Annotated in this window: 22 protein-coding genes and 1 riboswitch; of the genes, 13 read left to right on the top strand and 9 right to left on the bottom strand. The window is 66.1% G+C overall.

The window, feature by feature from the left end; translation table 11 throughout:
• Positions 1-6 precede the first annotated feature (6 nt).
• From HMPREF2617_RS02495 to HMPREF2617_RS02485, 3 genes are all read right to left on the bottom strand, one after another.
• Positions 7-570, bottom strand: a complete 564-nt coding sequence (locus HMPREF2617_RS02495) for a hypothetical protein (protein WP_070839657.1) — start codon at positions 568-570, stop codon at positions 7-9.
• Between the two features lie 13 nt (positions 571-583).
• Positions 584-705: riboswitch (SAM riboswitch) on the bottom strand.
• A gap of 58 nt (positions 706-763) precedes the next feature.
• Positions 764-2,335 (bottom strand): VanW family protein, encoded by a 1,572-nt coding sequence (locus HMPREF2617_RS02490; RefSeq protein ID WP_083323171.1) that lies wholly within the window; start codon positions 2,333-2,335, stop codon positions 764-766.
• A 159-nt stretch (positions 2,336-2,494) separates the two neighbouring features.
• Complete coding sequence (locus HMPREF2617_RS02485; RefSeq protein ID WP_070839654.1) at positions 2,495-3,697, bottom strand: glycoside hydrolase family 3 N-terminal domain-containing protein; 1,203 nt, start codon at positions 3,695-3,697, stop codon at positions 2,495-2,497.
• Between the two features lie 67 nt (positions 3,698-3,764).
• On the opposite strand from HMPREF2617_RS02485, the gene HMPREF2617_RS02480 reads away from it, so the two are divergent.
• Entirely contained in the window at positions 3,765-3,971 is a 207-nt protein-coding gene (locus HMPREF2617_RS02480; RefSeq protein ID WP_070482275.1) for a DUF2613 domain-containing protein, read from the top strand.
• Between the two features lie 6 nt (positions 3,972-3,977).
• Positions 3,978-6,875: an alpha-(1->3)-arabinofuranosyltransferase domain-containing protein gene (locus HMPREF2617_RS02475; protein WP_070839652.1), complete on the top strand. Its 2,898-nt coding sequence runs from the start codon at positions 3,978-3,980 to the stop codon at positions 6,873-6,875.
• On the opposite strand, the gene HMPREF2617_RS02470 is transcribed toward HMPREF2617_RS02475, so the two are convergent.
• Positions 6,782-7,837, bottom strand: coding sequence for an acyltransferase family protein (locus HMPREF2617_RS02470; RefSeq protein WP_246821679.1), 1,056 nt, complete (start codon positions 7,835-7,837; stop codon positions 6,782-6,784). The two genes, HMPREF2617_RS02475 and HMPREF2617_RS02470, sit on opposite strands and share 94 nt — an antisense overlap.
• 37 nt (positions 7,838-7,874) lie before the next feature.
• Between HMPREF2617_RS02470 and HMPREF2617_RS02465 the strand changes: the two genes are divergently transcribed.
• The 4 genes from HMPREF2617_RS02465 (at position 7,875) to HMPREF2617_RS02450 (ending at position 11,023) form a co-directional block, all read left to right on the top strand.
• Positions 7,875-8,522, top strand: coding sequence for a porin PorA family protein (locus HMPREF2617_RS02465; RefSeq protein WP_070839645.1), 648 nt, complete (start codon positions 7,875-7,877; stop codon positions 8,520-8,522).
• The gene (locus HMPREF2617_RS02460; protein WP_070839642.1) at positions 8,506-9,876 is read left to right on the top strand and encodes an MmpA family trehalose lipid delivery protein; all 1,371 of its coding nucleotides are present in this window, start codon (positions 8,506-8,508) and stop codon (positions 9,874-9,876) included. Before HMPREF2617_RS02465 ends, HMPREF2617_RS02460 begins: the two co-directional genes overlap by 17 nt.
• A gap of 105 nt (positions 9,877-9,981) precedes the next feature.
• On the top strand, positions 9,982-10,224 hold the full coding sequence (locus tag HMPREF2617_RS02455) for a three-helix bundle dimerization domain-containing protein (RefSeq protein ID WP_244268645.1): 243 nt from the start codon (positions 9,982-9,984) through the stop codon (positions 10,222-10,224).
• Between the two features lie 340 nt (positions 10,225-10,564).
• Positions 10,565-11,023, top strand: a complete 459-nt coding sequence (locus HMPREF2617_RS02450) for a DIP1984 family protein (RefSeq protein ID WP_070839639.1) — start codon at positions 10,565-10,567, stop codon at positions 11,021-11,023.
• Here HMPREF2617_RS02450 and HMPREF2617_RS02445 read toward each other — a convergent pair.
• From HMPREF2617_RS02445 to HMPREF2617_RS02435, 3 genes are read right to left on the bottom strand one after another with little or no spacing between them, the layout of a single operon-like run.
• Complete coding sequence (locus tag HMPREF2617_RS02445; protein WP_070839636.1) at positions 11,010-12,074, bottom strand: glycosyltransferase family 4 protein; 1,065 nt, start codon at positions 12,072-12,074, stop codon at positions 11,010-11,012. The two genes, HMPREF2617_RS02450 and HMPREF2617_RS02445, sit on opposite strands and share 14 nt — an antisense overlap.
• Positions 12,071-12,454 carry a type II toxin-antitoxin system VapC family toxin gene (locus HMPREF2617_RS02440; protein ID WP_070423308.1) on the bottom strand — a complete coding sequence of 128 codons (384 nt, stop codon included), beginning with the start codon at positions 12,452-12,454 and terminating at the stop codon, positions 12,071-12,073. Before HMPREF2617_RS02440 ends, HMPREF2617_RS02445 begins: the two co-directional genes overlap by 4 nt.
• 1 nt (position 12,455) lies before the next feature.
• Positions 12,456-12,746 carry a type II toxin-antitoxin system Phd/YefM family antitoxin gene (locus HMPREF2617_RS02435; RefSeq protein ID WP_070453229.1) on the bottom strand — a complete coding sequence of 97 codons (291 nt, stop codon included), beginning with the start codon at positions 12,744-12,746 and terminating at the stop codon, positions 12,456-12,458.
• Between the two features lie 44 nt (positions 12,747-12,790).
• On the opposite strand from HMPREF2617_RS02435, the gene HMPREF2617_RS02430 reads away from it, so the two are divergent.
• Positions 12,791-13,531, top strand: a complete 741-nt coding sequence (locus HMPREF2617_RS02430; RefSeq protein ID WP_070839633.1) for a class I SAM-dependent methyltransferase — start codon at positions 12,791-12,793, stop codon at positions 13,529-13,531.
• Here HMPREF2617_RS02430 and HMPREF2617_RS11815 read toward each other — a convergent pair.
• Both HMPREF2617_RS11815 and HMPREF2617_RS02420 read right to left on the bottom strand, forming a co-directional pair.
• Positions 13,528-14,322 carry an Abi family protein gene (locus HMPREF2617_RS11815; protein WP_168168323.1) on the bottom strand — a complete coding sequence of 265 codons (795 nt, stop codon included), beginning with the start codon at positions 14,320-14,322 and terminating at the stop codon, positions 13,528-13,530. The two genes, HMPREF2617_RS02430 and HMPREF2617_RS11815, sit on opposite strands and share 4 nt — an antisense overlap.
• 118 nt (positions 14,323-14,440) lie before the next feature.
• Positions 14,441-16,264 (bottom strand): phosphoenolpyruvate carboxykinase (GTP), encoded by a 1,824-nt coding sequence (locus HMPREF2617_RS02420; protein ID WP_070839630.1) that lies wholly within the window; start codon positions 16,262-16,264, stop codon positions 14,441-14,443.
• Between the two features lie 294 nt (positions 16,265-16,558).
• Between HMPREF2617_RS02420 and trmB the strand changes: the two genes are divergently transcribed.
• Genes trmB through HMPREF2617_RS02390 form a run of 6 tightly spaced genes read left to right on the top strand, consistent with a single transcriptional unit; the run spans position 16,559 to position 22,738 of the window.
• Complete coding sequence (trmB, locus tag HMPREF2617_RS02415) at positions 16,559-17,329, top strand: tRNA (guanosine(46)-N7)-methyltransferase TrmB (RefSeq protein ID WP_070771333.1); 771 nt, start codon at positions 16,559-16,561, stop codon at positions 17,327-17,329.
• Positions 17,329-18,003 (top strand): NYN domain-containing protein, encoded by a 675-nt coding sequence (locus HMPREF2617_RS02410; RefSeq protein ID WP_070839627.1) that lies wholly within the window; start codon positions 17,329-17,331, stop codon positions 18,001-18,003. The genes trmB and HMPREF2617_RS02410 overlap by 1 nt, the downstream gene beginning before the upstream one ends.
• Positions 18,004-18,012: 9 nt before the next feature.
• On the top strand, positions 18,013-20,304 hold the full coding sequence (locus HMPREF2617_RS02405; protein WP_070839624.1) for an MMPL family transporter: 2,292 nt from the start codon (positions 18,013-18,015) through the stop codon (positions 20,302-20,304).
• Complete coding sequence (locus tag HMPREF2617_RS02400; RefSeq protein WP_070839622.1) at positions 20,294-21,262, top strand: lysylphosphatidylglycerol synthase transmembrane domain-containing protein; 969 nt, start codon at positions 20,294-20,296, stop codon at positions 21,260-21,262. The genes HMPREF2617_RS02405 and HMPREF2617_RS02400 overlap by 11 nt, the downstream gene beginning before the upstream one ends.
• 58 nt (positions 21,263-21,320) lie before the next feature.
• The gene (locus tag HMPREF2617_RS02395) at positions 21,321-22,394 is read left to right on the top strand and encodes an HNH endonuclease signature motif containing protein (RefSeq protein ID WP_070839620.1); all 1,074 of its coding nucleotides are present in this window, start codon (positions 21,321-21,323) and stop codon (positions 22,392-22,394) included.
• Positions 22,391-22,738: a DUF3054 domain-containing protein gene (locus HMPREF2617_RS02390; protein ID WP_246815477.1), complete on the top strand. Its 348-nt coding sequence runs from the start codon at positions 22,391-22,393 to the stop codon at positions 22,736-22,738. Before HMPREF2617_RS02395 ends, HMPREF2617_RS02390 begins: the two co-directional genes overlap by 4 nt.
• Positions 22,739-22,829: the final 91 nt, after the last annotated feature.

The raw sequence follows: 22,829 nt of genomic DNA, 5'->3' as shown, positions 1-22,829 counted from the left end.
AACGGCCTAAAACAACTTGACAAAACACACCGTGACGGGCTTATCCGACAGCAGGATGGCGCGGTAGCCGCCACCATCAACCGTGTAGCGCAGGATCTTCCAGTCTGGGTTGTATTCCTGCGCGAGTGCGAGGTCTTCGGGGTTGTGGTTGTGGGCGGTGATGGTGTCGTCGCCAAGTGGTGTGCTCACGCGGAATGTGAGCGTGGTGCCGTCGTGGGCGAGGATGTCGATGGGGAACCAGCAGAATTTTTGGTTCATGGCGCGCAGCACTGGGATGTAGTGCTGGTTGTGGCCGCGGGTGCGTTGGTCGCATTCGCGGTACGTGCAGGTGCGGCGGGTGGCGGGGCGTTTGGGGAAGGGGACGGCGTCGTCGCCAACGCGTACGGCGGCGGCGCTTGGCGAGTATTCGAATGTCGCGCCGGTGTTGGCGACGAATTCGTGGCCCTGCGCAGCGCTATCAAACTTTGCGACGACCACCTCACCCGTCTCATCAAGCGTAAACGCAAAGGTCAGCCCGTCCATGCTGCTGAGGGTGGCTGGGGTCCAGTCGGTGGGCATGCCAAAAGACATGGTGCTCCTTGAAATATCGCTCTTCCGGCGCGGCGGTTGCGCGTGCCGGCGGATCTTCCCTCGGGAGCACCGTGCGCGATGAGCGCGGTTGCTAATCGACGAGCCGAGGGGCCTTATCCGTCAGATTTCTTGATCCAAAACGACACAATATAGACCAAGCGGTCTAGTGTCAAGTGGTGCGGCACCCGCTCCCCTACCCGCAGCGGACGATGGGCTGCGGGTCGTAGACGGTGGTCTGGGTTTCACGGGAGAGTTCGTTGCCGGCGAGGTCGTAGATAATGCGGGTATCCGAGGTGGTGAACCCGGGTGCGCCGCCGGACGGCGAGCAGTTCGGGCCGGACACGTTGACCGGCTGCGGGCTGGTCTGGGCCCAGCGGCCGCCGTTGATGGACTGCACGTTGACCGTATTCACTCCCATGAGGCTGACGGTGAGTTGGCCGCCGCCGACGTTGGTGGCGATGCGCACCGGGTAGGGGCTGTCGTTGCGGAACTGCAGGTCGATGGCGCCTTCGTACACGGTGGCTTCGCGGCCGGCCGGGTAGCGGGAGATGTAGTAGGAGTGCGGGGTGTGGGCGACGTCGGTCATGCCGGCGAAGTAGGCCGCGTTGTACAGGGTGGTGGCGAACTGGGAGATGCCGCCGCCGACGGCGGTGTCGGCACGCCCGTTGAGGATGATGCCGGATTCGACGTAGCCCTGGGCGGTGCCGCGGGGGCCGGTGTAGCCGTTGAGGGAGAACGTCTCCCCCGGGTTCACAATCGCGCCGTTGACCGTGTTGGCCACCAGGGCGATGTTGGTGCCCGAAGCACCCGAGTAGCCGCCGGTGGTAAACGAGCCGACCACTTCGTTGAAGGTGGCGTTGTTCGCTTCTTCGGTGGTGAAGTCCGCGGGTACCGGCTTGTAGTCGGCGTCCCAGGAACGCCCCTTGGAACCGAGGACGCGGTCGTTGAAGCCGGCGAGGGTTTTCTCCCAGTCCACAGCGGTGCCATCCACGGAGGGTTCGACGCCGCCGCCGGTGAGCACGCGGGCGTTTTGCATCTCCACTTCGGTCTCGGCGAGCTGCTCGGCCAGGATGGCTTGCGCGGCTTCGACGTTCACTTTCGGGGCGATCTTGCCGTCGACGTTGGGGAAGCTAACCACCTCGCCAAGCCGCTCCTGCGGGATGGCTGCCTTGTGGTTGTCGGTGCCGGTGACGGTCAGCGGACCGTCCAAGGCGGCGCGCACGGGGCCGTCCATGGCGGCGCTCATCACGGCGTCGTCGATGGCGGGCGGCACGGAGGTCGGATCCACATCGATGCCGTCCGGGTTGAGCCAGCCGGTGGTGGTCTCCTCGCGCAGCAGGTCGCGCTCCACCTTCTGGCCGTTGACCGGCTTGGTGGTCTCGGCCTTGCCGGCTTCGACGCGGATGGTGCCGTCGGTGGGGTCGAAGTGCAGTTCGTCGCTGATGCGGTCGAGGGTTCGGTTCAGGGCGGTGTCGTCGATAAGCGGAACCGCGTCGACCTCGTGGGTGGTGAACAGGCCGCGCAGGCGCGAAATCGGGTTGGCGGTTTCGATGCCGGCGGCGTCCACGGTGGCCTGGTAATCGATGTCCAGGCCGGACTTCGCAGGCACGAAGGTGGAGGTCTTGTCGCCGGCGCGAACCTCGACGGTTGTGTCAGCAGCGCTGCCGAGTTCACCCTCGAGCTTCGCGCGAGCCTCGTCCGGCTTCATCGCACCGATGTTCACGCCGCCGACGGTGGTGCCGCGCGGGACGTTGCCGCGGTGCATCGCCAGATCCGCCAGGTACACAGCAAGCGCGATGGCGAGGATGCCGAGCAGCACACCGAGCGCGATCTTGCCGCCGCGTCCCTTGCTGCTCGCCTTGTGCGAGGTTGCCTTCACCGTAGTCACCCAAACAAGGGTAATGCAGATGTTTGAAAAAGCGGGTTAGAGGTTGTCGTCGATAAGCAATTGCTGCACGCGGGTGGCGGCCTCATTGATGCGCTCTTCCGCGATGTAGCCGTTGTTCACGCACCACACGACGTGGTCGATGATGGCGGGCAGATCCTTACCCGTGGACCACAGCGCCTGGTCGGCGCCGGAGGCGATGGCGCGGGCAACGGCGTCGCGGGTGGGCGCGTAGTCGAGGATGCCACGCATGCCGGATAAGTCATCGGTGACCACCACCCCGTTGAACGGCACTCCGCCGGGGTAGTCGCCCTCGCGCAGCACGCGGTAGGCCTCGGGGTTCATGGAGCTGGGCACGCCGTCGGGGCCAAGGCCCGGCACGATCATGTGGCCCATCATGACGCTGGCGCGCGGGAACTGCGTCAGCAGCGGGCCGTAGGGGCGCATGTCTAGGTCGCGGACCTGGTTCAGCGGCGGGGTGACGGCGAGTTGGTGGTGCGTGTCGCCGGAGGCGCGCCCGTGGCCGGGGAAGTGTTTGAACGTGGGGGTGACCTGGGCGTCGGTGAGCCCCTGGGAGAACAGCGTGGCCACCCGCACGACTTCGGCCGGGTCGCCGTGGAAGGCGCGGTCGCCGACGATGTCCAGGTCGGTCACATCGAGGTCCAACAGTGGCGCGTAGTCCACGTTGATGCCGTGCGCGCGCAGGGAGCGGCCGATGTCCCAACCGGTGCCGCGGATGACCTCCGGCGGGGTGCCGGCCAGCGCGCGCGGCGGCATGAACTCGCCGAGCACGTTGGTGTGGCGCTGCACCCGGCCGCCCTCAAAATCGATGGCGACGACAAACGGCCTGTCGTACTGTTCCCGCAGCGCATTGATGTTGCGGCCCGACTCGGTGAGCAGCTGCGGGTCCGCCCAACTCGGGATGATCAGCCCGCCGGCACCCTGGTCGAGCGCAAACCGCGCCTGCTCGTAGTTAGTCACGCCGACCACCATCAGCGACGCCACCCGTGCCCGCAGGTCCTCGGGCACGCGTTGTTGCGCGGGGCTGAGCAGCGCAGAAGCTTCTTGCTTATCGACGACCCCACCCTCCGACGCCGTCGACGTCACCGTCACCACCTCTGGGGTCGGGTTGGCTTCCTCCGCGGGCTCGGGGGCGCTACACGCGGCAAGCGCAACGCACGCCGCGAGCGCAACGGCGCGCGTGGCGTGCGCTGCGCGTGCGGCGACGGCTCGATTCCGCATGTGATTGACCCCTGTATTGCGTGTGAAAACGCCCTTACTCTACTCGCTGCTGGTAGCCTTTTCCGACATGTCCCATACCGTTGACCTCCCCGAGCCACTGAAGCGCCACGCCGCGTCCCCTGTCGTGGCGAGCGCCGTCGTTGGCATTGTGCTCGGCGTGGTTGGTGTGCTCGGTATTGCGGCAGCGTCGGGCCAATCGACGGTGCCGGAGAATACGGCTGTTTCCGCTGATGATGCGGTGCTTGGCGGGCCGGAGTACGGTTCGCGGAAGTAGGGCTGGGTGGGGTCGTCGAGAAGCGCCCATGTTCTTGGGTGGCTGGTCCTGACCCTGCTTGCGCTGGCGCAGCCGCCGGGGCAGGTGGCGGCCGACACCAAGTTTGATCTGGTTGCCAACCCGGCGCGGTTTTTGGCGCGGGCCACGCACGCATACACGGATGAGTTTCCGCTGGGCCAGGTGCAGAACCAGGCGTACGGGTATCTGTTTCCGCAGGGCGCGTTTTTCTGGTTGTTTGGGTGGTTGCCGGACTGGTTGACGCAGCGCGCGTGGTGGGCGTTGTTGCTGGGTGTGGCGTATTCGGGCACGTTGGTGCTGGCGCGTCGCATCGGGATCACGGGTACGTGGCCGCCGGTGCTCGCGGCGTTGCTGTACGCGTTGAGCCCAAGGATTTTGACCACGCTGACGGCGATTTCTTCGGAGGCCTGGCCGGTGGCGCTTGTGCCGTGGACGTTGGTGCCGCTGGTGCAGCGTCGTCCCCAGGTGGCGCCGGCTGTGGTGGCGGTGGCGTGCATGGGCGCGGTCAACGCGACGGCGACCATCGCGGCGTGCCTGCCGGCGTTTGTGCTGCTGGTGGCGCTGCGCCGCTTCCGCGAGGCCGCCCGGTTCACGCTGGGTGCGGTGTTGGTGTCGGCGTGGTGGATCGGCCCGCTTTTAGTGCTGGGTATATATTCGCCGCCGTTTACAGACTTCATCGAGTCCGCGCATGTGACCACCGCGTGGCTCAATCCGGTGGAGATTCTGCGCGGCACCACCAGCTGGACCCCGTTCGTGGACACGGAGCGCGTCGCAGGCCACCTGTTGGTCGCGGAGCCGGTATTCATCATCGCCACCTGCCTGATCGCCGCGTTCGGCCTGGCGGGCCTGGCCCGGTGCGACATGCCGTGGCGCGGGCCGCTGCTTGCGGTGTTTGTGGTGGGCTTTGTGGTGTTGGGGTCGTCGCCAATGCTTGCACCGCTTTACGACGACACCCTCGCCCCGCTGCGCAATCTCCACAAGTTCGACCCGCTGGTCCGGCTGCCGTTGGTGCTCGGGGCGGGGTTTGTGGCCTCACAAGTGCGTCGCCCGCAGGTGGTTGGGGTGGCGTTGGCGGCTGCGGTGGCGCTCGCGCCCGCGTGGTCGTTGCGCCTGCTGCCGGAGGGCACCTGGTCGGAGGTCTCCGAGGACTGGGTGGCGGCCGGTGAGTGGTTGGAGGAGCACGCCGCAGGCACGCGCACGTTGGTGGTGCCCGCCGCGTCCTTTGCGCGCCAGCATTGGGGGTGGACGCGCGACGAGCCGATCCAAGCGCTGACCAGCACGCGCTTTGCCTTTAGGGATGCGGTGCCGCTGGTGGATCCGGAGGCGATTCGTGGGCTGGACGGCCAGGTGGCGGTCGCAGATCAGCAGGCGCTGCGCTCTATCGGCGTGGGCGCGGTGGTGGTGCGCCGCGACCTGGAGCGCCAGCCCGTCACGCCGAACCTGGGCGAGCCGGACGCGAGCTTTGGGGAGGTGGATATCTTCCTGCTGGACCCACACGCGGACATCATGGACACCGACCGCGCGCCGATTGCCGTCGACGGCGGCGGCGAGGTCCTCGCGCTGTTGTGGCGCGAACTCGGCTACTTCCCGGCGCGCCTGACCGGCGAGGACCCCGACATCGTCACCGATACCCCGGCGCTTGCGGTGCGCAACTACGGCACGATCCACGGGCAATCCGGCACCCTGCAGTACGAGTGGGAGGACGCCACCGTGCGCAACCGGGTCAAGGACTACCCCTCCGCCGGCACCCGCACCGGGGTGGACATGGACGGGTTCGCGCGGGCGTCGTCCTCACGCGCGGACGCCGGCGCTTTCGGTGGTCCGGTGCCCGCGAACTCGCTGACCGCAGCCTTCGACGGCTTGGACGAGACCGCCTGGTGGCCCGCGCCGGGCGACCGCAACGCATGGATCGAGTTCGGCGCGCGGCAAGACACCGTCACGGTCACCACCACCGCGAACACCACGGTGCGGCTGTGCAAAGGCAACCGCGAATGCCGCAACGTCACCCTGGTCAAGGACCAGCCACGCACCATCACGCGCGGCGACGCCACCCGCCTGGAACTGACCGAACCGGTGGGCATCCGCGAACTCGACGCCGGCATCCGCCGCATCGTGGAGGTCCCCGGCACCGCGGACCGCTACTTCTTCCAACGCCGCTTCCCCGACACGGACGTGATCCAGCGCCGCTTCACCACCGCCGTGGACAGCGAATGGGAACTCTCTCAACCGGCGACGATCGACGGCGAACGCCACGTCGGCCACGTGTTCCTCGAGGCCGGCACGCATGAGATTGTCACCCGCGCCGAAACCGTCATGCTCTCGCGCGCGCCGCTGCCCAACCACACCGGCGAGCGCATGATCCTGACCACCCGCGCGTTCAACGAAGGCCTGCGCGCCACCCTCGGCGGCGTCCCGCTCGAGCCCATGCGTATCGACGCCAACGCCCAGGCGTTCCGCGTCCCCGAACACGCTGACGGCGAGTTTGAAATGTTCTTCACCGGCGACGGCGCCTACCGGTACTCGCTCGTCGCCGGCACCCTGCTCAGCCTGCTGGTCACCGCCCGGTGCCTGTGGGTGCCGTGGCGCCGCTTCGAACGCTTCACGCCCCCGCCCGGCGCGAACTGGCTGCCGGGCCTGGCTGTCATCGCCGCCGCTCCCCTGCCCGGCGCGGCCGCCGTCGTACTCGCGTGGCTGGTGCGCCGCTTCACCGTGATCCCGATGCCGCACCTGGCCGCCGCCACCATGACCGTGTGCGGCCTCGTGCTTGCACGTGCGCCCTGGCCGGCGGCGAACTACGCGGGCTCGTCGACCTTCCTCATCCTCGCCGCCTGCTTCGCCGTGGCCTGCCTGACCAGCCGCGCGCCGGGTACCTCCACCAGTTCATAAGAGATGTAGGAAACGGCGGTGCTCAGCAGGGTGGTCGTCGTAAAGATCAGCACGAAGTGCCCCGAAAACATGGGCACGCCGAGCATGGGGAACACGAAGTACAGCACCGCCATGTGCCACAAAAACACCGAGTACGACCAGTGGCCGAGCGTGCGCATGCTTTTCGACGACAACACCGTCCCCTCAAACCTCTGCCCCAGCGCAAAGGGTGCGACCAGCAGGGCGGCGAACACCGCGCCGAGTACCACCCGCACGTTAAATTCCAGCGGGCTCGGGTGCTCCAGGCCGCGCGGGCCGATCACGCCCGCCACCCACGCCACCGGCAGTGCCAACACCACGAACGGCCAGCGGGGTCCTGCGTAGCGCACCCCGGCGCGCTCCAATTCGGCGAGCACCAACCCGACCGCAAACCACAGCGCATACGACGGCGGCCAGATCTGCAGGTTCAGCACCGCCGGGTCCGCAATGCCCGAGACCGCCCACGGCCACACGAACCCGAGCGCCACCGCGACCGCCAGCGCCACGTACCGGCCCCGCGCACCCAGCCGCAGGTACAGCGGCAACACGAGGTAGAAGGCGACTTCGATGCATAGGGACCACATTTGGGTGAGGCCGTCGATAAGCGCGTGCGGCACGTAGACCTGCACCAACAGCACATTCGCCACCACCTGCGTTGCGCTGACCCCCGCGAGCGGCGGCAGCGCAAGCAGCACCACCGCCACGCACACCACATACGCCGGCACCAGGCGAGCAACACGCCGCGAGTAGTAGCCCGGCCGCATCCCACCGCGCGCCAGCAGGAACGCCGAGAGGGCAAAGAACACCGCCACGAAGTAGTCAAAGCGCTCCAACACCGCCGAGCCAGTCCCCGTCTGAAACGCGACGTGCGTGGCCACAATGCCGTACGCGGCCACAGCGCGCAGGCCGTCGAGCTCGGGCAACACAGCGGGTCTTGGATTCACGATGGGCAAAGTCTAGTCGCCCGGTAGGGTTAGGCGGGTGAACCTGCGTCGTCGATTAGCCACCTGCCTGGGCATCATTGTCGTCTGCGCCGCGCTCAACATCGCCTCCCCCATCGTGATTGCAAAGCAGCGCACCCTGCAGCCCGGCGAGTACACCATGCTTTTCGACGACGCCCGCTCCCGCACCGTCACCCTGACCAAACAGCCCAAATCCATGCTGGCTGAGGTGGCCATCGACGGCGATGTCGTAGACAGTTTTCTTATCGACCCCTCCACGGCATTCCCCGCCAAAGGCCGCGCCGGGCTCGGCCCGCTGCTGCCCTACCAGCCGGAACGGCGCACCTACCCGCTGTTCGACACCACGTCTGGCCGCGACGTCCCCATGGATTATGTCGGCCCCGGCAACGTGCGTGGCATGCAGACCTACAAGTACACCGCTGCGTTGTCCAATGATTGTGTGCGCACCGTCGACGCGGAACGCCGCACCGGCCGCATCCTCGACGAGATCTGGGACTGCCCGCCCGAGCAGTGGGTGCTTGCGGAGGAGACCAAGGCAGCAGCTGTCGACGCCGCGCGCCGCGACGTGGCCTGGCTGCGTGGCCTGCAAGTCATGGCGGTGCTCACCCGCTTCATCGCGGCCGCGGCGTTCATTGCTGGCCTGGTGGCCTATGCGCGCCGCCGCTAAAAGGTGGTGGGCGCCGGTCTATGGCGCCCTGCTGGTTCTGGCGCTGACCTGGCCGTTTCTTGTCCCCGGCGAGGCGTTCGCGCTGCGGGACATGATGGTCTTCGACGCAATGGAACTCACCCGCGCCTCGTTAGGGTGGGGTGACCTGCCCGCCCGCAACGTCCCCCAAGACGCCCTGCTTGGCATCCTGCCGTACCCGGTGCTGTTCCTGCGCGTGTTCATGGTGTCCGCCGCCGCGGCCGCCGCGTGGGCGGGGTGGAAACTCGGCCGCACCCCGCTGGGCCAGGCGGCAGCGATGACGGTGGCGGTATGGAACCCGTTCGTCGTGGAGAGACTGCTGCAGGGCCAGTGGTCGCTTGCCGCCGCGGCCTGGCTGCTGCCCCTGATAGCGCTCGGCGTGCACCCGATGTCCGGGCTTGCGCACTGGCTGGCGTCACTGACACCGACCGGCGCCATCGCCGCCGCGTGCGTGGCCCGCAGCCCCCTGACCACTGCGCTGACCTGCGCGCCGTGGGTCGTCGCAGGCATCTTCGCCGGGGCGGGCGGCACCTCATCGGCCGTGTCCGCCGAGGTGTTCGCCCCGCGCGCCGAAGGGCTCACCGGCACCCTCGGCGCGCTCGTAGGCCTTGGCGGGATCTGGAACGCCCACGCCGTGCCCGCCTCCCGCGAGGCCGGCTTCGCCCTGTTCGGCATCGCGCTGTTCGTGCTGCTCGCGCTGGCCTGGCGCGAGGTGCCCCGCCGCTTACTCGTGGTTGCTGGGGTCGGCTTCCTCATCGCGCTCGCGTCCTGGGCGGGCCTGCTGGGCCCGGTGGTCGCGCACGTCCCCGGGGCCGGCCTGCTTCGCGACGGCCAAAAGTGGCTCATCCTCACCATCCCCGCCCTGGTCACCGCCGCCGGCGCATTAAGCGCCCGCCGCGCCCTCGCCGGTCTCACCTTCGCGCTCCTGCAGGTCCCTGACGCGCCCGTCGCCGTCGCCGCACTCACCCCCACCACCGTCGAGGTCCCCGCCATCAACCATCACGGCCGCGACGTGCTCTTTGAATCCCGCCCGACGCTGATGCTTATCGACGACCACCCCACCGTCGACCCCGCCCCCAAAGCCATGAACGTGGTCGAATCCGGCGCGCTGACCGTCGACGGTGTCGTTGTGGACGCTCCATCACCACGCTGGGTCGCCGCCCAAGCGGCCATCGACGACACCGATGCGCTGCACGAGATGGGTATCGGGGTGGTGGTGCGTTCGGATGGGCGGGTCGTCGATACGCAAGCGCCCGCGAACCCGCTGCCACCTGCGGGGATCGCACTGTTCGCACTGTGGCTCGCGGTGCCAGCAACGCTGCGCCGCAACCGATAGTTGGAACCTCCCATGATTGAAAGCTTGCATGAATTGTGTTGTGCGGTTAAAGTGAACTCCAGATGAACAAAAGGTTACGCACCGCAGAATCAAGGAGGTATAGCCGTGGCCAACAACAACATCGATTTCAGCATCATCCGCGAGCGCGCCCTGCGTAACATCCGCGAGGACCTGCTCGTCGAGTTCGCCGGACAGTACGACGCACTCGAGATCAACGACGCCTTCGACGCCGTCGTCCGCGCACACAAGCGCACCGCAACCGTCGAAGACTTCATCCCCGTCCTCGTCGAAGCAGAAATGCGCGACCGACTCCGCGACGGCGAACTCTTCCCACAGGCCGCCGCATAACTCACAGCAAAACCCAACGCCCAACCCCTTTGCAGCGGTTGGGCATTTTGCTATGTTCGACACCTAACACTGTCGGTAGCGAAAGCACACCGGCACCCAGCGAACGTCAACCCCACGCGCCCGGGGAAAAGGGAGCACACACCGGCGCCTTGTGGCCGTATCAAGGCTGAAGCGGTTCGATTCCGCTCACACGCACAACGCATGCGGCCTGCACGACGCACACGGGCACAACCCCCACCACAGGGTTGCACCGAGCACGATTTACTACCGCGACGTTGGGGGTGACCCGGACACTTTCGTGAGGGTTGGGAACGGGGACAGAACTTTCAAGGAGGCACACATGCTGCTCGCAGAAGCACTCGCACGCCGCGCCGAGGCGCAAGACCGCCTGAACAAACTGCAGGAACGCCTCGTCCAGGGCGCGCTGATGCAGGAGGGCGACACCCCGCCGGAGGACCCGGCGGACATGCTCGAGGAAGTCGCCGCGCTGCTGCAGGAGATCGAAACGCTGGTGCGCCGCATCAACCACACCAACGCGCAGACCGCCTTCGAGGGCGCGACGCTTACCGACGCCATCGCGCGCCGCGACGCCCTACTGCGCTCCCGCCGCCTCTACGCCGCGGTCGCCGACGCTGCAACGATTTCAAACGCCCGCTACTCGCGCTCCGAAGTACGCTTCGTGCCCACCGTGGACGTCAAGGCGCTTCGCGACATGGCCGACAACGCCTCCAAGGCCTACCGCGAACTGGACACCAAGATCCAGCAGCTGAACTGGACCACGCAGCTCATCGAGGGGTAACGAGCTTCGCGAGCACCGCCGCGAACCTGCGGCCGGTCTCCTCCCACGAAAAGCGCTGCGCCCACCGCCTGGCATTGCCCGCCAGCTCGGCGCGGCGCTCAAGTGTTTCGCGGGTAACCTCGGCGAAATCTTCGCCCGATTGCACGAGCCGACCGGTTTCGCCGTCGCGGATCGAATCCGCCACCCCACCCGCCGACGCGTACGCCACCGTGGGCACCCCGTGCTGGGCCGCCTCAATCACCGCAATACCCCAGCCTTCCTTCCGCGACGGCAACAGATGCACATCCGCACGTTCCAGCAACGCGTGCTTGTACGGCTCAGACACATGCCCGTGGAACACCACGTCGCCACGCCCCTGCGCGTACGCCCGCAGCTCGTCCTCCCACCAGCCCGAACCGACCACATCCAGCACCGCGTCCGGGATGCGGGCCGCCGCGTCGATCGCCTCCTCGATCCGCTTGTGCGGCACCAGCCGAGAGAGGGTGAGCAGGTGGGTGCGGTGGTCGTCGTAAAGCGTGGGCACATGCGCAGGCACCGGATCGACGCCATTTTCCACAATCTCAATGTCACCCTCGCGCACGCCAAGCGCCACCAAATCGCTTTTCGACGCCTCCGACACCGTCACATACCGCGCCCCCCGATACACCCGCGGCGCCACCTTCGACTCCAAAAACCACCCCAACCGGCCAATGATCGGACCCGCCACCGGCCACTGCTCCTTATGGCAATGGTGCGTCAGCAACACCACCGGCCTACGCGTAAACAGCCGGGCGAAAAACGGAATACCGTTCTGCGTATCCACCACCACATCCGGCCGGTTGCGCCAGATAGACAACGGCGCCGCCAGGTACACACTGAACTTCCCGCCGGCACGCTCGTAGCGCACCCCGTTACGGCGCGACCGCCGCGGCGCATCCGTATGCTTCGCTGTCCGATACACCACCTCGTGGCCCTGCTCGGCCAAGTACTCCCCAACGCGTTCAAGGTAGCGCTCGGAACCTCCCCCTTGTGGGTGGGTGGAGTCGCGCCAACACAACAACAACACCTTCACGGCGCGATGACCTCGAGCCCAACTTCACGGGCGGCCTCGGCGAGCCTGTCGTCGTACGTCAACACCGCATCCGCCTCCACATCCAACGCAGCCTGTAAGTGAATCGCATCCAACGTACGCAAATACGGCATCGGCAACATACTCGCCGCTCGTAGTGTCCCCCGGCCAAGTTCCGCGATCGAAATTCCCCGCAAGATCATCGTAGCCTCCCCCTGCGGCCGGCCGAGGCGCACCGCCAAGCGCCGCAGCTCAATCTCCAGCAAGTCCGACGACACCACCTCGTATTCGCCTGCCTCGAGCCACAGCCGCATCGCGTGCGTGTGCGGCTCCAACTTGAGCAGACAGCCCATCGCCGACGTGTCGGCGTACACCCTGCGCATGTCAGTACCTGTCCGCGCGCATATCGTCGAGCGCATCCGCCAGCGACTCGCCCTCCACCTGCGGCACCGGAAGGTCGAGCCAACCACCCACCCGGGTCGCCGGACGGGTAATGGCCAGGCGTGGCTGCGGGTCGTCGAGAGGCATCAGGCGCCCGACCGGCTCGCCGTTGTTCGTCACCACGAAACTGCGCCCTGCACGCACCTCACGCAGGATCTTCGCCGAATCATTGCGCAGCTCGCGCTGGGAGATCCTGCGCTCCACCAGCGATTCGTCCCATTCCGGATGTGCCATACGCCGGAGCGTAGCACGGTTGCTACAGTGCTAACATTGCGCGAATGCACCACACCCGCCGGATGGCCACGCTCCGCCGCTCACTGCGGCTGCTGCGCTCGTTCCCCTACGAGCAGTTCCGCCCGCGCGTGTTCTACTCCTCCCTGGCGCGCGACACGCGCATGCTTATCGACGCCCTCGCCAACGACCTTTCCCTACCTCCCATCACCAACCAATCCGTCCTCGACGTCGGCGGGGGCCCCGGGTACTTCGCCGAAGAATTCGCCGACTGCTTCTACGTCGGCCTCGAACCCAGCGTCTCCGAAATGTCCGCCGCCGGCCTATCCGGGTTTGGCTCCGTACGCGGCGACGGCGCAGCGCTGCCATTTGCCGACGACACCTTCGACGTCGTGTACTCCTCCAACGTCGCCGAACACATCCCCAACTGGCAAACCATGGGTGCAGAAATGCTGCGCGTGGCCAAACCCGGCGGGCTCGTCGTACTGAGCTACACCGTGTGGCTCGGGCCGTTCGGCGGGCACGAAACGGGGCTTTGGCAGCATTATGTGGGAGGTCGGTGGGCGCGTCGTCGATACGCAAAAGTGCACGGGCACGAACCGAAGAACCGCTTCGGCGAAACACTCTTCGCCGTCTCCGCACGCGAAGGGCTCGAATGGGCCGAATCCACCGGACGCCTCGCCGCCGCCTTCCCCCGCTACCACCCAGCGTGGGCGTGGTGGGTCACCCGCGTGCCGGTGCTGCGCGAGTTCGCCGTCTCAAACCTCGTCCTCGTCCTGCGCGGCTAATACTGGGGCCTCAACAGCAGAGTGCGCTGTATTCGATCCATCTTCTTCATCACACCGAGTGTTTGGGGAGACATTGCATGTGCCAAGGCATACATGTCCGTCAACCGTTCCTGGTGGTCAACGTTAAGAATCTGTTCCTGGTGGCTTACACGGTTCCGGAGCCGACGCAACTGTTCTAAAGCAACCGCCACCGCATACCCATCCTCAACTTGGGCGGGAACTGGAGGTGAAATGCTCGAGCGGTGCCTTTCAACAAGCTTCGATGTCAACCCGGGGAAACCACCCACCAGTGCATGAATCCAAAGGTTCTCTTTTGCTGAAAATCCTGTCGCGAAATCCGCACGATTAGCCGGTGGATGCAACGGGAAAAGAGCACTTAGATTCCCAAACGAGAGCTGCGAAACCCTGTCATCCAATGTCACCGGAGCCTTAAATCGGGGATGATTCCGAGGTCTGCGCCGAGCGCTACGTTCCGCTGCATTCCGTGCGTCCGTTGCCATGCGCTCCACTACTTTTCTAAGTGGACGAGCCGGGTTCTCAAGCCAATCTTCAGTACTGCTTTGCGCTTGGTTCCACGACCTTAAAGATGCGTCAATACGATTTCTCAGCACAGGCTCGAAGACCGAAAGCGCCTCATACCAAGCCGAAGCAATTGCACTTTGCCACAGATACAAGGATTGAACTGAGCGATCAGAGATGCTGTCTGCGCTTCTCCCAGTCTCTCCCACAATAACCATGCGGTATGACCGAACACGAGCGTCACTCAATCCCCCAAGCATTTCACCCACCATGCCGTGAGCATAACAAAATGCCCGCCTCGCGGCGGGCATCCTGCAAAATTAACAACAGATCTTGTCTGAAGTTTTCCACGGGCGATGTTACAGCATCACCCCGTGGGCGGGCAAGGGGTTACTTCGCGGCGTGGATGCGCTCGTCGAGCTTCTTCAACTGGTCGAAGATCTCCTGCGGGATGCGGGAGCCGAGGCTCTCGAGGTAACGGCGGGAATCCGCGACGTCTTCCTTCCACAGCTCCGGATCGGCGGTGAGTGCCTCGCGGACGTCCTCGATCGGGGTGTCCAGGCCGTCGAGGTCCAGGTCCTCGGCGCGGGCGGTGTAGCCAACGACGGACTCCTCAGCCCCGACGTTGTCCTCGATACGGTCGATGACCCACTTGAGCACGCGGGAGTTCTCGCCGAAGCCCGGCCACAGGAAGCGGCCGTCCTCGCCGCGGCGGAACCAGTTGACCAGGAAGATCGACGGCATGCGGTCGCCGCCCTTCTTGCCCATGTCGAGCCAGTGCTGGAAGTAGTCGCCCACGTTGTAGCCCATGAACGGCAGCATCGCCATCGGGTCGTGGCGCAGGGAGCCGACGTTCGCCTCGACAGAGGCTGCGGTCTGGCCGGAGGAGAGCATCGCGCCGATCATGGTGCCATGCTCCCAGTCGTGCGCCTGGGTGACCAGCGGGACGGTGTCGGGGCGGCGGCCACCGAAGAGGATGGCATCGATCTTCACACCCTGCCAGTCCTCGAACTCCGGCGCTGCGGTCGGGCACTGCTCGATGGCCACGCAGTAGCGGGAGTTCGGGTGGGCGGCCTTGCTGGTGGAGTCCGGGTTCCAGTCTTCGCCGCGCCAGTCGATCAGGTGCGCCGGCTTTTCGCCGTCCATGCCTTCCCACCAGACGTCGCCGTCGTCGGTAAGAGCGACGTTGGTGAACAGCACATTGCCCGGCTCCATGCTCTTCATGGCGATCGGGTTGGAGGCGAAGTTCGTGCCAGGGGCGACGCCGAAGAAACCGTTCTCCGGGTTGACGGCGTAGAGGCCGTCTTCGCGCAGCTTCATCCACGCAATGTCGTCGCCAACAACCTCGGCCTCCCAGCCCGGCAGGGTCGGGGTGAGCATGGCCAGGTTGGTCTTGCCGCAAGCGGACGGGAATGCAGCGGCAACGTGGTACTTCTTGCCCTCCGGGTTGGTGAGCTTCAGGATGAGCATGTGCTCAGCCATCCAGCCCTCTTCCTTCCCCATCACAGATGCGATGCGCAGGGCGTAGCACTTCTTGGCCAGGATGGCGTTGCCGCCGTAGCCGGAGCCGTAGGACCAGATTTCCTTGGTCTCTGGGAACTGGGAAATGTACTTAGTGTCGTTGCACGGCCAGGCCACGTCTTCCTGACCCGGCTCGAGCGGGGCGCCGACGGAGTGGAGGCAGTGGACGAAGTTGTCACCCTGGATCTTGTCCAGCGCCTGGGTGCCCATGCGGGTCATGATGCGCATGGACATAACCACGTAAGCGGAGTCGGTGAGCTGCACGCCGAGCTTCGGGTCCGGGTCGGAGATCGGGCCCATGCAGAACGGGACAACGTACATGGTGCGGCCACGCATGGATCCGGCGAAGTGCTCGAGCATCTCTTCCTTGAGCGCTTCGGGCTTCATCCAGTTGTTGGTCGGGCCGGCATCTTCTTCGTTTTCGGTGGCGATGAAGGTGCGGGACTCGACGCGGGCGACGTCGGAGGGGTTGGAGCGCGCCAGGTAGGAGTTGGGGCGCTTTTCCTCATTGAGTTTGATGAGCGTGCCGGCGGTGACGAGTTCGTCGGCCAGGCGGTTCCATTCCTCGTCGGAGCCGTCTGCGAAGACCACCTTCTCCGGCTCGAACAGGTCGACGGCTTCGTTAATCCAGTCGATGAGGTGTTCGTTGTCGGTGGGCGCTTGGCCCTCCAGGCGCTTAACTTCGGCGGTCATGTGCACTCCTTGTGTAACTGGTTATTGCCAGTGCGTGGCGCACGGCAACCCCAATAATCGTTGCGTTTTGCCCCAAGAGTATCGAAATGTGTGTTCTTCAAGCCAAACCTTGGGCACTTCCACAGCATAGTGGATATAACCAGTACGCCCGAGCACTCATAACACTTTGGGCGGGGGTAACGCGCTACCCCCGACAGGGGTGCATGCGTATCGACGACACGGGGGTGACAACCCGGCCCCTCACCCCTCGCCGGGACACTTGCGTTTGACCTGTTCATATGGACAATAAACACGATGAATAATTCTGAAAACACGCGGTCGGGCACGGGCGAGTTGCCCGCTGGCCGCCCTTTGCAAACTGATTTTGAAACCGGCCTGGACTACCCGCGCCTGGGCTCCGTGACCTTTCGCCGCGGCACGCTGACCGACAACCAGGAGGCCCTGTTCAACGAGCACTGGCCCCGCCTGGGCAAGGTGCTGGCGGAGGGGTCGGACGAGCGCATTGATATCGACGACTGGTTTGGCCGCTCCGGCCACCCCACCATCGTGGAGATCGGCTCCGGCACCGGCACGTCCACCGCGGCGATGGCCCCGCTGGAGGCGGACACCAATGTGGTTGCCGTGGAGCTGTACAAGCCGGGTCTGGCGAAGTTGCTGGGCGCGGTGGTGCGCGGCGGCATCGACAACATTCGCATGGTGCGCGGCGACGGCGTGGAGGTCCTGGCCCGCATGTTCGGCGAGGAATCCCTCGACGGCGTGCGCATCTTCTTCCCGGACCCGTGGCCGAAGGCGCGCCACCACAAGCGCCGCATCATCCAGTCCGGCACGCTCAACCTCATTGCCACGCGCCTGAAGCCGGGCGGCGTGCTGCACGTGGCCACCGACCACGCCGACTACGCCGAGTGGATCGACGAACTGGTCAATGTGGAGCCGATGCTGGAGTACAAGGGCTGGCCGTGGGACGAGGCGCCGATGCTGACGGACCGCCAGGTGATCACCAAGTTCGAAGGCAAAGGCCTGGACAAGGATCACGTGATCCGCGAGTACCTGTGGGAGAAGAAGTAATGGACCTGCAGGCAATGACCCACCCCTACACCCCGGGCGCACCGGCCGGGCCGGAGAGCTACTTGCTGGTGTGGGACGCCCCGAACCTGGACATGGGCCTCGGCGCGATCCTGGGTGGTCGCCCGACTGCAGCGCACCGCCCGCGTTTCGACGCCATCGGCCGCTGGCTCATCGACCTTGCCGCCGACCGCTCCGACGAACTCGGCTACGAGGTCGAGCCGGAAGCCACCGTGTTCACCAACGTCTCCCCCGCCGGCGCAGACTCGATCCGTCCGTGGGTGGAAGCGCTGCGCAACGTCGGTTTCGCCGTCTTTGCTAAGCCGAAGAGCGAGGAAGACTCGGATGTGGACGGTGACATGATCGACCACATAGAGCGTCGTCGTAAAGAAGGCGTGCTCCAAGGCGTTGTCGTCGCATCCGCAGACGGGCAGAACTTCCAAGAGCTCCTGCAAGAACTTATCGACGACAACGTCCCCGTCACCGTCTTAGGCTTCCACGAACACGCCTCCTGGGCCGTGAACTCCCCCGACGTCACCTTCGTGGACCTCGAAGACATCCCGGGCGTGTTCCAAAACCCGCTGCCGCGCGTCCACCTGGACAAACTGCCCGACGAGGGCGCCTGGCTGCAGCCGTTCCGCCCTCTCAAGGCGCTTTTGCACAACCCGAAAGACTAGGAGCCCGCCGTGTTTTACAAGTGGGGCCACTTCGCCTACCGCCACCGCCGCATCATCCCGGTCATCGTCATCGCGCTGATCCTGCTGATGCAAGTGCTGTTCGGATCCAAACTCGCCGACCGCCTCTCCCAAGAAGGCTGGGAAGACCCGGGCGCGGATTCGACGACGGCGGCGCAGATCGAATACGACACGTTCGGCCGCGACAACTCCGGCGACGTGATCCTGCTGGTGACGGCGCCGGATGGGGTGGACAGCCCGGAGGTCGTCGATAAGGTCAATACGCAGTTGGGGGAGCTGAAGGCGCAGCACCCTGACCAGATCGCGCACATCACCAGTTACTTCGAGCGGCCCAACCCGCAACTGGTCAACGCCGATCACACCAAGGCGTTCGCCGCGATCGGGCTGAAGGGCGACGGCGAGCAGACGCTGAAGGACTTCCGCACCATCCAGCCCGCGCTCGAGGCGCTGGAGGTCCCTGGCGGCACCGCCCAGATCGCCGGCGCCACCGCCGTGGCCGACGCGTTGGACACCGGCATGGCCGACGACATCGCGCGCGCCGAAAAGATCGGCCTGGTGTTCGTTGCCATCATCCTGCTGTTTGTGTTCGGCGGCGTGGTGGCCGCTGCGATGCCGTTGATCGTGGGCATCCTGTCCATCATCGGCTCCCTGTCGCTGCTGGCGGTGCTGGCGCAGTTCCAGCAGGTCAACATCTTCTCCCAGTCGATCATTACGCTGCTCGGCCTGGGCCTGGCCATCGACTACGGGCTGTTCATGGTGTCGCGCTTCCGCGAGGAACTCGACCGCGGCCTGGACACCGAAGAGGCCGTCGCCGTGACCACCAACACGGCCGGCAAGACGGTGTTCTTCTCCGCCCTCATGGTCGGCGTCGCGCTGTCCGGCCTGCTCATGTTCCCGCAGGCGTTCCTCAAGTCGGTTGCCTACGGTGCGATCAGCGCGGTGGTGCTCGCCGCGGTGATTTCGGTGGCGGTGCTGCCGGCGCTGTTCAGCATGCTGGGCCCCAAGATCGATTTCCTGTCCGTGCGTCGTCGCAAAGAGCGCAGCATGGAAGATACGGTCTGGTACAAGATCCCCGCCTGGGCGATGCGCCACGCCCGCCCCGTTGTCGTCGGGGTGGCGGCGCTACTCATCGCCCTAACCGTGCCGATTGTCGGCATCGCGTTCGGCGGCATCAACGAAACCTACCTGCCGCCCAACCAGGTCACCCGCCAAGCGCAGGACGAGTTCAACGAAGAGTTCCCCGCCTTCCGCACCGACCCGGTGAAACTCGTGGTCCAGGGTGCCGACAACGCGCAGCTCGGCCAGATCGTCATGCAGACCCGCGAGATCGACGGCTTCACCCGCCCGCTCAAGCCCGACTACCCCACCGAAGGCGACATCACGGTGCTGTCGGCGCCGTTGGAGAACAGGGACGGTGGGGCGGACGTCGTCAAGCAATTGCGTCAGATTGACGTGCCGGAGGGCGTAACCACCTACGTCGGCGGCACCCCCGCCATGGAAGTCGAATCCATCGAAGCGCTGCTGGAGCGCCTGCCGTGGATGGGCGTTTACATGGTGCTCGCGACGTTCCTGCTCATGGCGCTCGTGTTCGGGTCGCTGATCCTGCCGGCGAAGGCCGTGATCATGAACATCCTCGGCATCGGCGCCACCCTCGGCTTCCTCACCGCCGTGTTCGTCGACGGGCTCGGCGCAGGGGTGCTCAACTTCACGCCGGGTCCGCTGATGAGCCCGATCCTGGTGCTCATCGTCGCCATCCTCTACGGCCTGTCCACCGACTACGAGGTGTTCCTGGTCTCCCGCATGGTGGAGGCCCGCCAAGACGGCGCACGTACCGACGACGCCATCAAGAACGGCACCGCCCATACCGGTGGGATTATCACCGCCGCGGCCGCCATCATGATCGTGGTCGCCGCCGCGTTCGCCCTGTCGGACATCGTGATGATGAAGTACATCGCCTACGGCATGATCTTCTCGCTCGCCCTCGACGCGACAATCATCCGCCTGCTGCTCGTGCCCGGCGTGATGCACCTGCTGCGCGAGGACAACTGGTGGGCGCCGCGCTGGGTCAAACGTGCCGCGGGTGCGCTCGGCGAGGGCTCTGGCGTATCGACGACACCACCCACCGAAACCCCCATCGAGCACATGGTCGTGGACACCCTGCCCGGCCGCGCCGGCGTCTCCGTCGAAGAGGACGCGACGCTGGTGCCGTTTAGCGAACTCATGCGCGACATCGAGCAGCGCCGCGCCCTCGAGCAGCTGAAGAAGAAAGAACTTGAACGCTAGGACCTGGCTGCGCTGGCTCGCCCCGGTCGTTCTGGTCGTGGTGGTGCTGGTAGTACTCCGCGACCAGATGCCGTTCTTCGGCGACGCCTGGCGCGCCCTCCGGGCCGCTTCGCTGCTGCCGCTGTTGGGCACGGTGGTCACAGCCTTGCTGGCGCTGGTGGCGATGGCCGGGGTGATGCAGATCCTGCTCAACGTCGAAGGGCGCATCACGGGGGTGGCGAGCACCAACGCGATCGTGTTCGCCTCCAACGCGTGGTCCACCACCGTGCCGGGCGGGCCGGCGTTGTCGGCGTGGCTGACGTACCGGGTGCAGCGCACCTGGGGTGCGTCGACGGGCCTGTGCGGGTGGTTCTTCGTCGTCTCCGGTGCGCTGTCCACGGTGTGGCTGGTGCTCATCGGCATCGTCGCCGTGGTGCTGCTGGGTGCCGACCTGTCGGTGACGTCGCTCGTGCTGTCGCTGGTGGCGGCCGCGCTGACCATCGCCGCAGTGTTCTGGGCGACGCTCAACCCTGCGGTGCTCAAACGCTGGGTGCGCTTCCTGCCCTCGCGCGTGCACGAGCGCGCCGTGGCGGTGATCGACCAGGTCTCCGCCATCCGCATCTCCGCCCCAGCCTTCGCAGGTGCGGCCGGGCTGTCGCTGTGTAACCGGCTGCTCGACCTTGCGACGATGGTGTGTGCGGTGTGGGCGGTGGGGTCGTCGTCAAGTATTTCGCTGTCGGGGATTTGCTTGGCGTTCATCATGACCAAACTCGCGGGATCCGCCCAGGTCACGCCCGGCGGCTTGGGCACGGTGGAGCCCGTTGCGGTGGGCATGCTCGTCGCCGGGGGGCTCTCGCTTGCCGACGCCACCGCCGCCACCGTCATCTACCGCGCCATCTCCTTCGCGCTCGTGACCGCCATCGGCTGGATCGTCTATTCCGCCTTCTACCTGGGGCGTGTGGATAAACCAACGGCATAATCGCGAGTTATCCACAGGGGTGTTGCGCAAGTTTGGCCGGCACTTTAGGTTGAAGTGCATGACCTCATTTACTGCTCTCGTGGACACGCTAGCCAGCGCCGTTGATGCGCTCGCCGGTTTCGACGAGCAGTACGCCCTCCAGGCAGGCCTCGACCCGGCGCAGGTGTCCGCGTGGGCGGGGCTGCGCGAGGTGTACTTCGGCCGCACCGCCTACACCCGCAAGCAGGCGGTGGCGCTGGAGCGGGCGCGGGGGTTCTCGCTGCACCAGTTGGTGGCCATCGAGCGCCGCCTGAAGCGCCTGCCAGTCAACGAGCGCTGGGCGCCGCGGCTTGCGCTGCTGGAGGTGCGCGGCGACTACCGGGCGGTGCAGAAAGCCGCGCGCGAATTGCTTCCCGACGACGCCCGCACCCCCGAGGACGCCTTCCGCTTCTCTGCCTCACGCGGTGGGAAGCGGAAGTTCTCCGGCTGCGGCGACGAACACGTGCTAGCAGCGCTGGAAAAGCAGCTGCGCGCCGGGCTGGACGTGTCGAAGCCGGCGGGCCCGCAAATGTTCGCCCGGTTCGCCGACATGCTCACCGTGGGCGGCGGGGTGCAAGTGCCGGCGCCGCGCCCGATCGTGGCGGTGCCGGCGGACCAGCACGTGACAATCCTCGCCGACCACGGCGACGACGTCCTGCTCGCACTTTCCGACGGCACCACCATCACCGGCGCCGAATACGTCGCCGCGCTGTTGGGCGAGATGTTCCCGACCGAGGTCGCGCTCGTGCACCCCGAGGCCGGGCCGGTGAACCTGTACCGGACCCAGCGCGTGGCCAACGCGAAGCAACGCGACTTAGCCCGCATGGCCACCCCGATGTGCCCCGTACCCGGATGTCGGGTGGCGGCGGATATGTGCGAGTTCCACCACATCACGGCGTGGTCCCAGGGTGGCGAGACCAACCTGGCCAACCTGGTGCCGCTGTGCAGGTACCACAACCGGGTCAACCACGACGATCCCCGCCACACCAACCGGCGCGGAAGGATCGAACGGATCCGGGGCCGGCCGGTGTGGGTTTCACCGCGCGGGTACCCGGTGTTTAGGCCCGGCGGAATCATGGACGCGCTGTTCGGGCGCTACCATCTGCGAGTATGACGAAACGAATCACACGCCCCACCGCGATCGCGGCCGACTACGTCGCCATCGCGGTATTCGCGCTGCTCGCACGCGCCGCCCACCAATCCGAAACCATGCCGTTCAACTTCACCGGCTGGCTGTCCACCCTGTGGCCGTTCGCCCTGGGTGTGACGCTGGGATGGCTGATCGCCCGTGACAACAAGGGCGGCATCATCTGGCCGGTCACCGTGATCACCGGCCTGGTCATCTGGGGCATCCGCAACGGCTCGATCCCCCACTGGTCGTTCATCATCGTGGCGACGACCATGTCCGCGCTGCTCATGCTCGGCTGGCGCGGAATCGCAAAACTCGTGCGCAAATAACAAAACGCACCCGCCAACCAAACGGGTGCGTTTTCGGCGTCCAGGCCTAGAAGCTCGAACCGAAGTTCCAGAGCGGATCACCCGTCTGGAT

Origin of the sequence: Corynebacterium sp. HMSC070H05 (assembly GCF_001837615.1) — a bacterium.
Lineage (GTDB): Bacteria > Actinomycetota > Actinomycetes > Mycobacteriales > Mycobacteriaceae > Corynebacterium > Corynebacterium coyleae.
This window is presented reverse-complemented; position numbering and strand designations above follow the sequence as displayed.

Bases quoted from the DNA above. Each gene is read 5' to 3' on its own strand.
- HMPREF2617_RS02410 (WP_070839627.1), top strand. From the start codon at position 17,329: ATGGACCTGCAGGCAATGACCCACCCCTACACCCCGGGCGCACCGGCC.
- HMPREF2617_RS02495 (WP_070839657.1), bottom strand. From the start codon at position 570: ATGTCTTTTGGCATGCCCACCGACTGGACCCCAGCCACCCTCAGCAGC.
- HMPREF2617_RS02430 (WP_070839633.1), top strand. From the start codon at position 12,791: ATGCACCACACCCGCCGGATGGCCACGCTCCGCCGCTCACTGCGGCTG.
- HMPREF2617_RS11815 (WP_168168323.1), bottom strand. From the start codon at position 14,322: ATGGTGGGTGAAATGCTTGGGGGATTGAGTGACGCTCGTGTTCGGTCA.
- HMPREF2617_RS02450 (WP_070839639.1), top strand. From the start codon at position 10,565: ATGCTGCTCGCAGAAGCACTCGCACGCCGCGCCGAGGCGCAAGACCGC.
- HMPREF2617_RS02395 (WP_070839620.1), top strand. From the start codon at position 21,321: ATGACCTCATTTACTGCTCTCGTGGACACGCTAGCCAGCGCCGTTGAT.
- HMPREF2617_RS02440 (WP_070423308.1), bottom strand. From the start codon at position 12,454: ATGCGCAGGGTGTACGCCGACACGTCGGCGATGGGCTGTCTGCTCAAG.
- HMPREF2617_RS02490 (WP_083323171.1), bottom strand. From the start codon at position 2,335: ATGCACCGCGGCAACGTCCCGCGCGGCACCACCGTCGGCGGCGTGAAC.
- trmB (WP_070771333.1), top strand. From the start codon at position 16,559: ATGAATAATTCTGAAAACACGCGGTCGGGCACGGGCGAGTTGCCCGCT.
- HMPREF2617_RS02435 (WP_070453229.1), bottom strand. From the start codon at position 12,746: ATGGCACATCCGGAATGGGACGAATCGCTGGTGGAGCGCAGGATCTCC.
- HMPREF2617_RS02460 (WP_070839642.1), top strand. From the start codon at position 8,506: ATGCGCGCCGCCGCTAAAAGGTGGTGGGCGCCGGTCTATGGCGCCCTG.
- HMPREF2617_RS02480 (WP_070482275.1), top strand. From the start codon at position 3,765: ATGTCCCATACCGTTGACCTCCCCGAGCCACTGAAGCGCCACGCCGCG.
- HMPREF2617_RS02420 (WP_070839630.1), bottom strand. From the start codon at position 16,264: ATGACCGCCGAAGTTAAGCGCCTGGAGGGCCAAGCGCCCACCGACAAC.
- HMPREF2617_RS02390 (WP_246815477.1), top strand. From the start codon at position 22,391: ATGACGAAACGAATCACACGCCCCACCGCGATCGCGGCCGACTACGTC.
- HMPREF2617_RS02485 (WP_070839654.1), bottom strand. From the start codon at position 3,697: ATGCGGAATCGAGCCGTCGCCGCACGCGCAGCGCACGCCACGCGCGCC.